The organism is Blastococcus mobilis, from assembly GCF_900188025.1.
Classification (GTDB): Bacteria; Actinomycetota; Actinomycetes; order Mycobacteriales; family Geodermatophilaceae; genus Blastococcus_B; species Blastococcus_B mobilis.
Map to the genome: position 1 here is coordinate 34,293 of NZ_FZNO01000032.1, position 14,740 is coordinate 49,032.

The window sequence follows — 14,740 nt, forward strand, 5'->3', positions numbered from 1 at the left end:
CCGCTGCGGCCGGGGGTCGTTCAGGCGCCGGGCCGCAGGCGGCCCGGGACGACGGCATGGTCCAGGCGGCGGTGCAACAGCGAGAGGGTGCCGAGCAGGTCCAGGGCGTCGTCCTCGGACAGGTGCCACAGCAGCTTCGGCGTGTGCGCTTGGGGGTTGCGGACGGCGCTGAACAGCCCCTTCAGGATGGTGGCCAGGCCGCGCTGCTCGTTGTAGTCGGTCTCGGTCTGCAGCGCGTTGAACACGAGGACCGGCTGCTGGCCTCCGAAGGCCGCGTCGACAAGCCTGGCGCCGTCGGCGTCGATGCCGGACATCTCGCGGATGCGTTGCGCGAGCCCCTTGACCGCCTCGAAGACGGCGTTGAAGCAGTCGTCGGCGAGCAGCTCGGCGTTGCAGTAGGCGAACACCTGCGCATGCCCGTTGCGGGCGGTGAGCGCATCGCGCAGTCGCCGGGTGCGGGCCGCGGCCTCGCTCAGCGTCGTCGCCGCCCGGCGGCGCGCCACCCGTCCGTCTTCGCGCACCCGGAGCCCGGCGAAGGCCAGCGCCTCGTTCAACGCCGCGCGCTGCGCCTCGAAGTGCCCGTGCTGGCCGGTCCAGCGGGCCGGGTGCATCGCGCCGTGCAGGAACGCCACCACCGCGGCGCCGGATCCGGTGCGGCGCTGCTCGGCCAGCAGCGCCTCGGTGATCCGGGCGCGCTTGGTGATGGGGCCGGGGTCGGGCAGCCGGCAGCGGGTCAGCAGCTGGGCGATCTGGCTGCCGGTGAAGCCGTTGGCCGTGTCGCCGAGGATGCCGCCGATCCGCTCGACGACGTCCTCCGGGAGCGGCGCGACCGCGCTCATCAGCCGTCCCCGCGATCACTGGAGCGGAGGTCTGACAGCAGCACCGGAAGGAGGGCCTCCTCGTAGGCCGCCGCGGCGTGCGCCCGCATCGTCCGGGACAACTCCGGTTCCCACGGTGAGTCCGGCAGCTTCTGCAGGTCCAGCGCGATCCGTGCGGAGGTATCTGCCGGCAGGCTGGCCTCGTAGTCCGCCGCGCCCATCCGCCACGGCGTCGCGCCCGCCACGTTGGCCAGCAGGGTGGTGACGTGGGTCAGGCCGGCCGGGTCGAAGTCCGCGCGGACCCGCACTGCCCAACCGGCGTCCGCAAGGCGCGCGAGCGCGGCGACCTCGCCGGCGGACGGGGTGCCCGAGGTGCAGACCAGCCGCACCGACAAGCCCTCGGCTGCGACGAGGTCGGCCGCCGCGGCGGCAACCGAGGGGTTCTCCGTCACGAATACGGTGCGGGCGGTCGTCGGGATGGGCCACTCGCAGACGGCGAGCTCGCGGGGCGGGATGGTCACGGCGACGTGCGGGGGAAGCGTCCACGCCGCCGGGTGGATGCCGACCGTGATCAGCCCGCCGGTGAGGTCGTCCCAGTCGACGCCGAGGATCTCCCACGCGGTGCGCGCCCGCTGCCCGGGCGACGTGGCCCCGGCGGCGGTGGTGAGCGCGAGCGTGAGGCCGGCCACGGGTGTGCCGTCGTCGAGCGCGTGCGGATCGTGCGCGTGATCGCTGGCGAGCCGTCGTCGGTCGACCCGGGCGCCGGCCGCGGGCAGTGCGGCGAGGACCGCGACCGCGGTGCGAAGCAGCTGCTCGGCGTCGGGCAGCGCGTGCAGGCGGGCGGCCCAGCCGCTGCGGCGCAGGTGTGCCCAGGCGATGTCGCCGCTGAGCTCCCGGAGCCGTTCCCCCGCTGCGGAGCAGTTGTCGAGGGCGGCGACCAGGGCCGCCTCGAGCTCCGCCTCGCGGCTGGCGCGTGCGGCCCGGGCGCGGGCCTTGACGGCGAGCGGTCGAGCGGCGGCGTGGGCGGCGACCACGCCCGGGGTGAGGTGCGCGCCGCGGACGTGCAGCCGCGCGGCGAGGTCGGCGAGCTCGACCAGCCGCGTCTGCCCGGCGGCGAGGGGCCGGCCGCCGAGCAGTCCGACCGCGGCCGCACGCTGCTCCGCGGCGGCCGGCGCGGTGATGCGGAGCGACCCGGCGGTCAGGTCGGGGTCGCCGCGGCGGTCCGCGGTCGCCGCGAGCTGCTCCCACAGCCAGGTCAGCGGTGCGTCGAGCAGCGCGGCGAGGTCGGCGTCGCGGCAGGCGCCGCCGCACAGGGTGCAGGTCATGCCGGCGCCGCGTCCGGGTCGCCGGGCAGCGGCAGTAGACCGCGGACCAGCATGGGGAAGGCGACGACGAGCCCGTCCGGCGCGACCTCGAGGTCATGGGCGTCGATGCCGTCCCACGCCGCCGGCGCGCCGTCCCACAGGTAGCTGGTGCAGACCAGGTCCAGGTCGAGTTCGGCGATGAACCGGGCCAGACCCTCTCGGCCGCGTTCGTCGACCTCGGCCGGGACCTCGTCGAGCGCGGCCAGCCGCAGTCCCGCCTCGCCGAACTTGTCGTAGGCGGCCGCGACCGCGGCGAGCATCGGCGCGAGGACGATCAGGCGCCGCTCTCCGCCGGACAGGCCGGTCTTCGGGCCCCAGCGGCGTGGCTCAGCTCCGGGGCGGGTGACGTAGTAGGCGACGTCGACCCACTGCCGCACGTCGACGGCGTCCGCGAGCCGCTCGGTCATCGTTTCCCCGTCCGCGGCCGCGATCAGCGCCTGCAGCGCGTCCCCGACCTGCTGCTTCTGCTCGGGGGTGCGGTCGGCGTCGGCGACCCGGCAGGACAGCTCGTGCACGGTGCGGCTGGCCGCGGGCAGGTCGTCGCGCAGCGTCACCCGCACCTGCACGCCAACCCCGGAGGAGGCGGCCGCGGTCTTCATCTTGCGGTTCACGTCGTCGACCCAGTCCCGCTGCCGCGTCCACGCGACGCCGATCGCGGACGGCAGCCGGCCGATGACGAAGTCGCGCAGCGCGGTCTCCTCCGCGGCGGCGAGCGCGGCCTCGGCGCGGTCGGCGAGGCTGTGCGCGTGCCGTGCCGCCTGCGGCGGGGTGTACACGGCGTCGGTGTGGGTGAGCACGAAGGTGTCCAGCCGGTCGTCGTCGCCCGGATCGAGCGTCCACAGGCCGGCCAGGCGGGTGCGGGCGACGTCGTACCGCTCCCGCAGCGTCTTGCGGGCCGCGCTCGACCGTCCGGCGAGGGCGGCGTCGACCTGCTCGAGCAGCCCGTCGTCGTCGGCCAGCGGCGCTCCGCCCAGCACCACGTCCTCGACGCCGGGCACACCAAGCAGGCTCCGCAGCGCGGTTCGGGCCGCAGCCGCCGCCGGCTGCACCTCCTCGAGTCGCGACTCGGCGGCGGCCAGGCGCTCCGAGGCCACGCCTTCCTCTCCGGCGGTGGAGCGCTCAAGGGCGTCCGCGGTGCCGAGCTGAGGCCGTAGTTCGGACTCCCGCTGCGTCGCCTCCGTGTACCGGCGCACCGCCCGCTCAGCCGCGGGGCCGGACACTTCGCGCAGCGTGCGGAGCGTCTGATCGGTCCGTGCGGCGGTGTCGACGGCGGACTGCGCGGTCGCACGCAACCCCGGCAGGGCGGCCGTCGCGGAGACGTCCTCGGCGGTCTCCCTGAGCAGTGCGACCAGGCGGGCACGGAGCTTGCCTGCGACCGGGGCGGCGGCCGCCTGCAGCGCCCGGGCCGTCTCGGCTCCGCGCTCCCGGAGCACCGCCAACTGCTCCATGTCGGGCGGCAGCCCCCGGGCGCGGGTGCGGCCTACCCAGTCCTCGCGGGCACGCTGCGCCTCCTCGGCGGCCCGCGACGCGGCGGCGTCAGCCTCCTCTGCCGCGATGGCCGCGCTCCGCGCAGTTCCCTCTGCCGCGACGCGAGTGGCTTCGGCGCCTCGCAGCGACTCCCGCTCCGGGAACCGCGCGGCCCGCTGCTCCACGTCCCGCGCTTGCTTCCGCAGCGCCCGGACCTGCGCGTCCAGCTCGGTCGCGTCCTGCTCGAGCCGGTCGGCCTCCTGTTCGAGCCGTTCCGCCTCTGCGACCGCGGCGGCGAGGCGCTGCCGCGCACCCAGGTGTCGCGCAGGCGGCAGCGCCGCTCGGTCGAGCGCCCCGGGCACGCGGCCGTGCAGCACCCCGGCGCGGAATGTGCCGTCGCGACCGACGGCGAGCGCGGCGGTCTCCGGCGCGGCCGCGGCGGTGTCGGCGAGCGCGATCCGGGCGAGGACGGCTGCCGCAGTCGGAGCCAGCGGATGGTCGGCGTCGACGGTGACGAGGTCGGCGAGGCTGCGGTCGACGTCGGGGCCGGTGGGGCTGACCTGCCAGCGGCTGCTGGCGGCTCCTCGGTTGGTCAGCGCCGCGCCGAGCGCGCCGGACGCCGCGAGCGCGGCTTCGAGAAGCGCCCGCTCGGTCGGGTCGGTGAAGTCGACGGCCCAGTCGAGGGCCGCGGCGAACGCCACCGTGTCGTCGCCTGGCCCGGCCCACTCCGGCCGTGGCAGTGGCAGCAGCTTGCCCGCGCGCAGCTCGGCGGCGTTCATCCGCTGATCGCCGGCCTCGGCGCGCAGTGCCTCGGCGCGGGCGGCCTCGAAGTCGGCGTCGCGCCGCGCCGCCGCGGCGGCTGCGGCCGCGGTCCGCTGTGTCGCCGCATGCAGCTCGTCCGCGGTCGCCAGCACCTGGTTCGGCTCCGCGCCGGCCAGTTCGGTGACGTCCTCGACGCTCCACCCGGACCGGGCGCCGTCGTCCCCGGGGTCGTCCGTGTCCTCGGTGCCGGCGAGGGGCACGGTGAGGTCGGGATGTTCGGTGGCCCATCCGGCGAGGCGCTCGACGAGGGTCGCGGCGGCGGTGCGCGCCGCCTGGCCGGCCCGATCGGCGGTGGCACGCTCCCGGTCGGCTCGCTCACCGGTGGCGGTGGCCTCCTCCCGCGCCCGCCGGGCGGCGTCGTCGGCGGTCGCGACCTGCTGGTGGTCGGTGAGGGCGAGCTTCGCGTCGGCGGCCTGGGTGCGGTGCGTTGTCGCGAGGGCGGTCCAGGAGGCCGCCGTCGCCTCCAGCGCGGCCGGGTCAGCGGTGACGCGAAGCGCCGGGCCCGGGTCGGCGGTCGTGTCGCCCGCGGTCTCCACCGCCCGGGGACGGTCGGCGACCGTCAGCAACGGCTCTACCGATGCGTGCGGGTCGGCGGCCGCGGCGGCGGCGGTCTGCTCGGCCAGGTCCTCGGCGAGGTCGGCGGCGGCGCGGCGCAGCGCCGCCCCCCGGCGGCGGGCGGCGGCCGCTGCGTCGGCCAGACGGGTCAGGGAACCTCGCGCCTGTGCGCTCTGCGCGTCGGCGGTCGCCTGCAGGTCTTTCAGCCGGCCGGCGGCCTTGTACTCGTCGCTGCGCTCGAGCGCCTTGATCTCGGCCTCGAGGTCACGCAGCTCCTCCTGCAGCCGCTGGTGAGCGATGCGTGCTTCCTCGGCTGCCTTCCGGGCGGCCTCCAGCGCCTTGCCGGCCTTGCCGACCTCGCCGCGCGCCCGGGTGGCCGTCTCGGCAGCGGCGCGCGCGTCGGCGACGGCGGCCCGGCTCACGTCGACGACGTGACCCGTCCACGCGTCGGCGAACTCGCCCAGGACGGAGGCGGCGTCGCTGTCGCGGCGGAACGCCTCGCGGGTCGCGTCGGACTCGACGAGGGCGTCGGCGGTGGCGCTGATGACGTCGTCGGAGACGCCGGGCAGGGAGGCGCGCAGCGCGTCGGCGGCGCCGCGCGGCGACACCTCGCCGAGGAGGGAGGGGTTGCGCAGCTCGCGCAGCCGGGTGGCGAGCAGCCGCAGCTCGGCGGCGCTGGTGCCCCACACGCGCCGGGCCAGGTGCTCGACGTAGTCCTCCTCGTCGGCGAACACCTGCCCGCCGGCGGCCTCGACGGCGGCGGTGAACTCCTCGGCCATCAGCGGCGCGCGGCCCGCAGCGCGCAGCGGCACGTCGGTGCCGGGGACGCCCGGGACGGTGAACGGCACGACCCGCACCGGCGGCGACGCCCCCTCGGAGAACTGCAGGCGCACTCCGAACGACCAGTCACCCTCCGAGCCGGGCCCGGCGAAGGTCAGCCACACGTAGCCGTACCGGCGGCGGCCGATGGCGCCCTCGCGCATCAGCTGCGACAGCGACGTCGGCCGTGCCTTGCCGGCCGCGAGCCGCTGCGCGTTGAGGTCCAGCAGGTAGGGCCACAGCGCCTCCAGCGCCGTGGTCTTGCCGGTGCCGTTGGGACCGCGCAGCAGCAGCCGCCCGGACGCGGCCGGCAGCAGCAGGTCGCCGTACCGCCACACGTCGGACAGGCCGGCGCCGACCAGCCGCCACCGGCGGCCGAACCGGTCCGGATGCCCGGCCTGCGGGACGAGGTCGTCGTCGCTGAACAGACCGATCGTCGCGTCGATGCTCACGTCTGGTCGTCTTCCGTGTCGAAGGGGAGGCCCTCGGTGGGCGGAGCGGCAGCGGCCCGCGTGCGGGCCGGCTCGGCCGACGGTGCCGGAGGGGGCGGCGCGGGCCAGCGGCCGGTCGCCGGGGAGAACCACCACACGTCGTCGTGGATGCGCAGCAGTCCGAGCCCGGTCAGCAGGCCGACGACCTCGGCGGCCAGCCGTGCCGGGTCGGACGCCAGCTCCGCCGCCCATCCGCCGCGGCCGGAGCCGTACGTGGCGGCGAGGTCGGCGAGCCGGGTGGGCACCTCGGCGGCGGCCAGGCCGCGCCATCCGGGTCCCGGGCCGCCGTCCACCCGGCCGCCGGTGGCGGCGGCGTCGCACAGCAGCAGTGCGGCGTGCGGCACGGTGCCGGACACCGGGAACGGCAGCGGCCCGAGCTCGCGCGGATGCCGGAACGCCTCGGTCGGCAGCACGAACGCCGCTCCCTCGGCGCGCCGCTCCAGGTGCAGCCCGAACGCGGTGGCGAGCGGGCCGCCGTCGTCGCCCCGCACGCGGCGGGACAGCCAGTCCGCCTCCGGGTCGTCGAGATCGACGACGTGCACCAGGGTGTCGTCGAAGAGGCGGCGGCGCATCCGCCGGGCGGCGTCGCGCTCGGTCTCGACCTGCTCCAGCCACGCGACGGGATCGGCGGCCGGGTCGAGGCTGCCGGTGTTCGCAATCACGTGCGCGAGCCGGGTGTGGTGCACGGCGAGTAGCACGGGGGCGTTCTCGTCGGCGACGAATCCGTCGACGTCGCCGTCCATCCGCACGACCACGCCGCGATCGTCGAGCATCCGAAGCGCGGCCACGATGGCGCGCCGCTCGGTGATGTCGCCGCGCACGGGCAGCTCGGCCTCGGCGGCCGCGGACCGCGCCGCGGTGACCAACTGCGCCAGCCCAACCCGCGGCGGCATGGACTCCGCCGCCGCGACGAGCAGGAAGAACCACGAGCAGGTCAGCGGCGCCGGACCGGTGGCCGCCCAGGCGTCTCGGCGGACCGGCGGGGACTTGCGCAGCCGGACCAGGTCGCGCTCGGCGACCAGCACCCAGCCGAGCCGGTCGAGCACGTCGCGGATCGCCGGCAGGTTGCGCCGGACGGCGGCGATGGCCTCGTCGTCCCGGCCGGCGACCAGCCACGAGCGCACGGCGAGCAGCCGCAGCATGGCCGCCGTCTCGGCGTCTGCCTCCGGGGCCCAGGCGCGGCGGGCCGGCCGCGGCGGGGTCGGGGGCAGGTCGCCGCCGGTCATGCCGCGCCCCCGACCATGACGGTCGCCCGCTCGTCCGGGTCGGCGATGGTCGCCACGGGCGCCATCGGCCGCACCCCGGGCCGGTGGAACACCGCGACCCGGCCGGGTAGCCAGATCCGCCAGGTGGGTGCGCGCAGCACCCCCACGCCTTCGCCGGTGTGGAACAGCGTGCAGCCCAGCCCGTCGCGGGTCGCGGTCCGCCGGTCGCCGCCGGCGCCGGCCCGGGCCGCGGCCATCAGCGACGCCAGCGCGACGTCGGCCGCGCCGAAGCTCAGCTGCTCCCCCGGCTGTGCGGCGAGGACCTCCGCGACCGCGGCGGCGTGCTCGGCGGCGCGCCGCGCCCGGGCGGCCGCGACCGCGGCGCGCGCCGCGGCGTCGTCGCGGGACGCCGGCGGCCGGCCGCGCGCGCCGGTCCGGCCGGTGGCGCGCAGCAGCGCCGGCACGCTGACCGGCGGTCCGCCCCGCCAGGAGGGGTTGCGCGGCAGGTCGGTGTCATCCGCGTCGCCGTACAGCTTCCGCCACGGGTGGTCGCCGAGCGCGGCAAGCAGCACGGCGGTGCCGACCGTCGGGTCTGCCGCTGCCTTCGCCAGCTGCAGTGCCCGGGCGCGGCTGGTCGCCGTGCCGGAGGAGCTGTGCAGCCTGCGCAGGTTCGCGTGCATGCCCGGTAGCGCCCGCACCAGCCGCAGCCCGAACCGCGCGGCGCGGCCGGTGTGCGGGTCGAACCAGCCGGCCAGCCCGGTCCAGTCCGCGACGCGGCCGCCGCGGGACGCCGTGAGGGCGCCCCGCTCGATCAGCGTCCGCGCGTCCGACGCCTCGACCGCGACGGTGGACAGCTCGGCGAAGCGGTGCGCGAGCGCGGCCAACGCCGCCGATGCGCGCGCCGAGCCGGACTCCAGCTCGCCCGCCACGCGGGTCGCGTACTCGACCAGCAGCCGCTTCAGCTCGCCGGTCGTGTCGTCGTCGAGGTCGAAGCGGTCGGCGAGGCCGGCGAGGGTGTCCTCGGCGCCGACCAGCGCGCCGTCGAGGTCGTCGTGGCTGGTGAACAGTCGGCAGATGTGCTCGGCGACCTCGGCCGCGGGCAACGTCGCGTCCGCCGCCAGTGTCTCGAGCGCGGCAACTACGCGGGCGAGGCTGGAGAGCGGAATCTCCCGCATCGTCGGGGTGCCGGCGAGCACGGTCGCGTAGAACCGTTGCACCTGGCGGCCCGCGGGGGTGGCGGTGTAGCGCCAGTTGCGGGCCAGCAGGTCCGCGTGCCGGAGGATTCGCGAGGTGTCGGTGCGGGCCGACACCGCCGTCCACTCGCGCAGCTTGTCCAGCCGGGCCTCGACCGTACGCTCGTCGAGCAGCGTCCCGGCCCCGCGAAGGGCCGCCGTGACCTCGGCCGGCGTCAAGTCGGTGACCGAGGACTCCAGCACGGCCATGATCGCGATGTAGTCGTCGGACTCGGGCGCGACGAGGTACGCCATCGTGCGGCGGGCGTCGGTCACCACCACCGTGAACGCGCCGGCAGGCGCGTGCGGCTCGGTCATTCCCAGCGTTCCCCTCTCCGCGCTGACCCCCATGTGCTGGCCGAAGCCGACCGTCCTCGTGGGGGACAGTACGGCCTGGCACCGACAGATCCGGGCGGTTTCCGCTGGTCATCCCCCTGGGGAGCTGATTGCACTTCGACTGGGCGAGGGACCCCGGCGGGTCAATCCCCGCCCGGAACAGGCTGATCGCGGGTCCCGCTTCGAGACCGGCCGGGTCGCATGTGCATCCAGCCTTGTGGAGTACGAGGAGCCGGGCATCACCGGCTGACCAGACCGCTGTCCGTGGGGCGTGATTGACCTGCCACGGGGCGCCGGGACCGTCCCCCGCAGCCGGGGACACATCACCCGGGAATCACAGGAGGACCCACATGGACCCGAACGACAACGACACCGCGCAGCCGCCCCGTCCGCTCTCGGCGAGGACCCAGCAGGACCACGTCTGGAGCTGGCGTCGGTGGGAGCGGCACTGCGCCGAACTGGCCGAGCTTCGCCTCGAGAGGATCGACCCGCTGGACGCGCCGTTCTGGGTGTTCGAGGCGCTCTTCACCAGCCACGCGAAGAGCGACCAGCCGCTGTCCGTCTCGGCCATCCGGAAGATCACGCAGGCGGTCACGCGGCAGTCGGGGGACGTCGTCCCGGCGCACAAGCGGCCGGAGCACGCCGCGCAGTGGCGGATGCTGCTGCTGACGAAGGAGCGGCATGAGGGGCGGCGCCAGCGCCGGCTCGTGCTGGATCTGTGGCGTGACGGCCGGCTCGGCCTCGCCGCGGTGCAGCGCACCACCGACCCGGAGGTCCTCGCGACGCTGCTGGGCTACGACCGTCCGATGGAGACGGACCGCATGTCCCCCACCCAGCTGCGCCGGACGCTCGGGCACCAGACGATCGAGACCACGATCCGCTACGGCAACGACGTCGGCCCCGCGGACGGCAACCGGTAGACCCGGCGCGGCCGTCCCACCCATGAAGAGGCCCGAGCAACCACGGTTGCTCGGGCCTCGTCGTGCATGCCCCCGGTGCGGCCGCCCCGAGGCTTCACGACACCCGATGAGCCTCGTCCTACAGGCCGTCGCCTTCGGTGGGCGTTCTCCTGCGCGACCAGGAGCTGGGCGTCGGCATGTTGCCGTTCACGATCAGCGTGGCGACCAAGCTGGGCGCCTCGGGGTTCTCGAGCCCGTGCAGTTGTGGACCCATCGTGAACAGGTAGTTCTCCGGGGTGCCGATCGGCAGCACCTTCGGGCTCATGTCGAGGATGGTGAGGATCGACAGCCGGGCGCCGTCGGCGGCCGCGTACTGGGTCGGCTGTCCGATGTACTTCGGGGCGCTGTCCTGGGTGACCGGCGTCTTGCGTTCGACCTTGAGCTCGGCGGTGATCCCGTCGTGCCGCACGTCGAGGAAGCCGAGCGCCAGCGGGGAGCCCCGTTCCAGGCGGTCCTCGAGCTCGGGCTCGGCCAGCAGCCGGTCGTACAGGTCGTCGTGGAACTTGCGCTCGCTCACCCGGGCGCCGCGGCGGTACTCCTTGTCCCAGGTCATCCGCAGCCCGATCCGGCAGATGGCCGTGAGGAGGCGGCAGAAGGCCTGGAGCTGGTCCTGGTCGTACCCGGATCGGGCCAAGCGCTCGTACAGGTCGAGGAGTCGCTCGTCGAAGACCGCGTAGTCGGTGAGCATGTCGCGGGTCGCGTCGAACGGGCGCAGCCGCAGCTCCCGGTGGCCGGTGACGTCGAGGGACTGCGACCTGGGCTGGCCGTCGTGCTTCCCGCGCCAGGTGAGCCGGATCAGGAAGGGGGGCGCCGACCGGCCGGCGGGCAGCCCGAACCGAAGCACCAGGGGCCCGCTCTGCAGGTACGTGTCGCCGTCGCCGGTGTGCTCGTCTCGGTGCCAGCTGAACCCCGGCGTGGTGATGTCCTCCTGCGTGAGGTGCGTCAGCAGCTCGGCGTCCAGCCTCTCGGCCCAGTCCGGCCACGGATCGGCCTGGACCTGCAACGTCAGCTCGTGCACCGTGTGCGGGGTGAGGACCTCCGGTCCGGTCACCAGCCGTCCGTCGATGGAGGCCAGGAGGACCGCGATCGGACGGCGGTCATCGTCGGTGTCGCGGTGTGGCGTCGGGTGGTCGGCACGGACGGACCGACGCGGGCCGCGGACGACGGGGACGGGGATCGGGAGGCGAGCCCACACGGCCAGCACCGGGAGCATGGGCGCGCCGGGCTCGAGTTCGGCGACGGCCTCCAGTCTGGTGATCAGCGGCCCGGCAACCGGGTCGCTCCTGTCGAAGCGGTCGGCGAGCTCGGCGACGACGATCTGCGCGCGCCGCTGAGCCGCCGTCGTGTGCGCGGTGATGGCCGCGGTGTCGGCATCGAGGACGGCGGCGTCCCCCAGCAGGAGGTGGGTGGCGACCTGGCAGAGGCCGGCAATGCCCCGGAGGTAGGCACCGGTCGCCGTGGCCGGGGGTGCGGCCGCCGCGAGCGCCTCCCCCGCTCGCTTCAGGGCCTGCGCCCGCGCGCGGCACTCCGCCACCGGCGCGTCGCCGCCGGCGCCCACGACGCCCCCGGGAGCGTCGCGGGCGGACGCCGGGTCGCCGCTGAGCAAGCGCCGCACCTCGAGGGCACTGGTCACAGCGGCGAGGAGGGCGCGGATGCTGTCGTGGTCCTCGTCGTCCAGCTCGGCCGCCGCGGCCGCCGCCCGAGCCGCGTCCGGGCGCCAGTCCTGGCCGGCCATCGCGGCCGCATCCGCCGCGGCGGCGGCGATCATCAGCTGGGTGAACCGCTGCTGCCACGCGAAGGCCGGCTGCCCGGGGATGGTGTCCGCGACGGCGCGCATCACCGTTGCCGCGTCCGCCGGACGGGCGGCCCGCCAGGCCACCTCGGCGAACTCCGCGCTGATCAGGGGGTACTGAGGGGCTTCGCCCAGCGCCGCCCGGATCAGGTCCGCGGTCGGCAGCTCGGCGAGGCCGGCGCCGCAGTCGAGCAGGGCGCACAGCTCGTCGTCGTCGCCGGCGTTGAGCCGGTCGTTGATCGCCGGGTCCGCGGCCTGGCGGAGCCGCAGCTCGGCCATCCGCGGCGACCGGCTGGTCGCCGGCAGCCAGTCCCGCTGGAGCGCGTCGCGGAGGTCGTGGCCGTCCAGCGCGGCCGCGCGCTGCACGGCGCGACCCTCCACCGCGGTGAGCAGCGCCTCATCGCCCCGGGCGAGCCGAAGAGCGGCGCCGATCGCCTCCTTGATCCCGTCCGGGTGCTTCGCCGCGTCGACGCCCTCGAGGACGAGGACGACGTAGAGCAGGAGCTGCGCCCTCGCCGGCTCGGGCCAGTCCAGCCGGCGGGCCGCGCGCAGAACGGCGTGAATGACCAGGTCGTACGGGTCGGCGGTCAGCGCCGGGAGCAGGTCCGGCAGGCTGGAGGGCAGCTGGTGCGCGCTGCCGATCTCCACCCACTGGTCGATCGCCCGCGCCCGCAAGGATGCGTCCGTGTCGACCAGGTAGCTGTACAGCGTCGGGAGGATCGCCTGCAGCACGCCGGGCTGGTCGCCGTGCCGGCGGCCGATCCGGCCCAGCGGCCGGAGCAGCCGCCAGACCACCTCGGGCCCTCGGGCGGAGTCGCGCTCCTCCGTGATGAGGGTCGTGATCACGGTGACCGCGGTGAGCGGGTCGGCGGCCGCCGCTGCCTCGACGGCATCGAGCACGTCGCGCGCCGCGGAGCTGATCGCCGTCTCCCGGTTGAGCTGCTCCAGCACCCGCAGCTGGGGCGGCTCCGCCGAGATCACCTCGAGCGTCCGCGGCGGCGGGGTCGTGAGGTCGTCCATCAGCTTGAGCACCGCGCCGAGCAGCGCCGGCAGGTTGGTCAGCATCCAGCGCGGGTCCAGCCGCGCCTGCTGCTCGATCAGCCGGGCGGCCTGGTCCCGCAGATCGTCGCCCCAGTCGCCGGACACCCGTGCCAGCGCGGCCGTAAGCACCGAGGCCATCACCTTCATGCGCCGTTCCCCGTCGGGCACCGGGTCGCCCGGCTGGCGTCGCGGCCCATCCGGGTCGAGCAGGTCGGCGGCCCGGTGGAACACCCGGAGGAGGGCCTCGCGGGACTCCGGGCTCCCGGTCCGGCCGGCGTCCTCGGCCGCCGCCACCACATCGCCGACCCCGAGCACCAGCATCACCGCGAGCGCCCGGGCGACCGCGGGTAGCGCGGGGTCGTCGAACCGGTCGTCGGCTGGAACCCCCAGGTCGAGGATCAGGGTGGGGATCATCTGCTCGGCCACCTGGGGATGCGTGGGGATGAGCGTGGCGATGGCTGCGCCCGCGGCCGCCCGTTCGAAGTCCGTGACCACCGGCCGGGGAGGTTCCGGCGTCGGCACGATCAGCGATCGCGGCCGCGCCGGCGGCGGGAGCAGCCGTCGCAGGACCGCCGTGACGACTCCGGGGGCGATCCCCGTGGCGGCTCGCAGACCGGTCGGGTCGGCCGTCTGGCTGGGTCGTGACCGGCCGATGCTGTCCCGTCGCGGTGCCCCGGCGAGGAGGACCAGTGAGCGGCACACCTGCTCGTCCAGAGCCGCCGGGGAGAGCAGCTCCGGGAAGTCCGCGACGCAGCGCCCCGCGGACGTGACCGGTCCGCGCGACAGGGCGGCGAGGGCAGCGCGGAGAACGGGCTCCGCGAACTGCCGCCGTCTGCCGGCGAGACGACGAAGCGGTTCGAGCAGCTCCGGGGCGACGCCGACGTCGGCGACGAGTTCGACGGCGAGGGCGACCACCTCGTCCGTGAAGACCTGGGGCGCTCGGTCGGCGAGGGCGGCGAGCCGCTCTTGTGCGGCCGACTGCTCGGCCCGGTCGAGGACGCTGCCCGGCTCGGCGTCGAGCAGTCCGATGTTGGCGACCGCGTCCGCCATCGCCTCGCCACCGGAGGCGGCGATCGCCCGGCGCCGCTCGGTTCGGGCGGCCCAGCGCTGCCGGGCCCGCTCGATCTCGGCGTCCCGCAGGGCCACCTGGCGGGCGTCCTCGGCGGCACGCTCCTCCATGACGGTCGCCAGGTTCGGGACCTCACCGGTCGGCCGCCGCAGGGAGCACCCGACGCAGTGCTCTTCGTAGAACGTGCCGGCGATGCCGAACAGGTTCATGGACTTGGACCCGAAGGCCACCGGGCACCGCACCTGGCGCATGTTGATCGGAAGGCCCGTCGCTTCCTCGGCCATGCCGCGGCCGCCGGACTCGACGAACTGCATGTTCAGGCAGTGCCGACGGGCGAGCTCGAGGGTCTGCTGGTTCTCCCGCCCGATGCGGATCGCGTCGTCCCACACCTGTTCGGACCGGCTCACGAACCCATCATCACCTCACCCAGCGACAGGACCCCTGACCCTTCGTGAGGGCACCGGCGCCCGGGTGTCACACACGCGTCACACAAGCCGTGCCAACTGGTTCCGGCGGGTGCCGAGATCGCTCCGGTCAGTGGCTGCTCGCGGCACCGCGGTCGATCACCGCGGGGCGACCTATCATGGCGGTGACCTGCGAAGACGCAGGCTCCTTCCCTACCGCAGGAGACTCCGTGCGATCACCATGCGCTGGACCTGGTTGGTGCCCTCGTAGATCTGGGTGATCTTCGCGTCGCGCATCATCCGCTCGACGGGGAAGTCCTGCGTGTACCCGGCGCCGCCGAAGAGCTGGACGGCGTCGGTGGTCAC

Annotated in this window: 8 protein-coding genes; 1 reads left to right on the plus strand and 7 read right to left on the minus strand. The window is 75.6% G+C overall.

The window, feature by feature from the left end:
* Window positions 1-20 precede the first annotated feature (20 nt).
* Genes CHB94_RS21290 through CHB94_RS21310 form a run of 5 tightly spaced genes read right to left on the minus strand, consistent with a single transcriptional unit; the run spans window position 21 to window position 9,091 of the window.
* Window positions 21-839 carry a TIGR02391 family protein gene (locus CHB94_RS21290; RefSeq protein WP_089338562.1) on the minus strand — a complete coding sequence of 273 codons (819 nt, stop codon included), beginning with the start codon at window positions 837-839 and terminating at the stop codon, window positions 21-23.
* Window positions 839-2,143 (minus strand): DUF2399 domain-containing protein, encoded by a 1,305-nt coding sequence (locus CHB94_RS21295; protein WP_089338563.1) that lies wholly within the window; start codon window positions 2,141-2,143, stop codon window positions 839-841. The genes CHB94_RS21290 and CHB94_RS21295 overlap by 1 nt, the downstream gene beginning before the upstream one ends.
* The gene (locus tag CHB94_RS21300) at window positions 2,140-6,297 is read right to left on the minus strand and encodes an SbcC/MukB-like Walker B domain-containing protein (protein WP_089338564.1); all 4,158 of its coding nucleotides are present in this window, start codon (window positions 6,295-6,297) and stop codon (window positions 2,140-2,142) included. The genes CHB94_RS21295 and CHB94_RS21300 overlap by 4 nt, the downstream gene beginning before the upstream one ends.
* Window positions 6,294-7,562, minus strand: a complete 1,269-nt coding sequence (locus tag CHB94_RS21305) for a DUF2398 family protein (RefSeq protein ID WP_089338565.1) — start codon at window positions 7,560-7,562, stop codon at window positions 6,294-6,296. The genes CHB94_RS21300 and CHB94_RS21305 overlap by 4 nt, the downstream gene beginning before the upstream one ends.
* Window positions 7,559-9,091: a DUF2397 domain-containing protein gene (locus CHB94_RS21310; protein ID WP_089338566.1), complete on the minus strand. Its 1,533-nt coding sequence runs from the start codon at window positions 9,089-9,091 to the stop codon at window positions 7,559-7,561. Before CHB94_RS21310 ends, CHB94_RS21305 begins: the two co-directional genes overlap by 4 nt.
* Before the next feature lie 368 nt (window positions 9,092-9,459).
* Here CHB94_RS21310 and CHB94_RS21315 point away from each other — a divergent pair, with 368 nt between their 5' ends.
* Window positions 9,460-10,029: a hypothetical protein gene (locus tag CHB94_RS21315; protein WP_089338567.1), complete on the plus strand. Its 570-nt coding sequence runs from the start codon at window positions 9,460-9,462 to the stop codon at window positions 10,027-10,029.
* 118 nt (window positions 10,030-10,147) lie between these two features.
* Here CHB94_RS21315 and CHB94_RS21320 read toward each other — a convergent pair whose 3' ends face one another.
* On the minus strand, window positions 10,148-14,377 hold the full coding sequence (locus CHB94_RS21320; RefSeq protein WP_089338568.1) for a hypothetical protein: 4,230 nt from the start codon (window positions 14,375-14,377) through the stop codon (window positions 10,148-10,150).
* 210 nt (window positions 14,378-14,587) lie between these two features.
* The coding region (locus tag CHB94_RS21325; RefSeq protein WP_303395993.1) for an acyl-CoA dehydrogenase family protein at window positions 14,588-14,740 on the minus strand (153 nt) is incomplete at its 5' end.

Bases quoted from the DNA above. Each gene is read 5' to 3' on its own strand.
- CHB94_RS21305 (WP_089338565.1), bottom strand. From the start codon at position 7,562: ATGACCGGCGGCGACCTGCCCCCGACCCCGCCGCGGCCGGCCCGCCGC.
- CHB94_RS21295 (WP_089338563.1), bottom strand. From the start codon at position 2,143: ATGACCTGCACCCTGTGCGGCGGCGCCTGCCGCGACGCCGACCTCGCC.
- CHB94_RS21290 (WP_089338562.1), bottom strand. From the start codon at position 839: ATGAGCGCGGTCGCGCCGCTCCCGGAGGACGTCGTCGAGCGGATCGGC.
- CHB94_RS21315 (WP_089338567.1), top strand. From the start codon at position 9,460: ATGGACCCGAACGACAACGACACCGCGCAGCCGCCCCGTCCGCTCTCG.
- CHB94_RS21310 (WP_089338566.1), bottom strand. From the start codon at position 9,091: ATGACCGAGCCGCACGCGCCTGCCGGCGCGTTCACGGTGGTGGTGACC.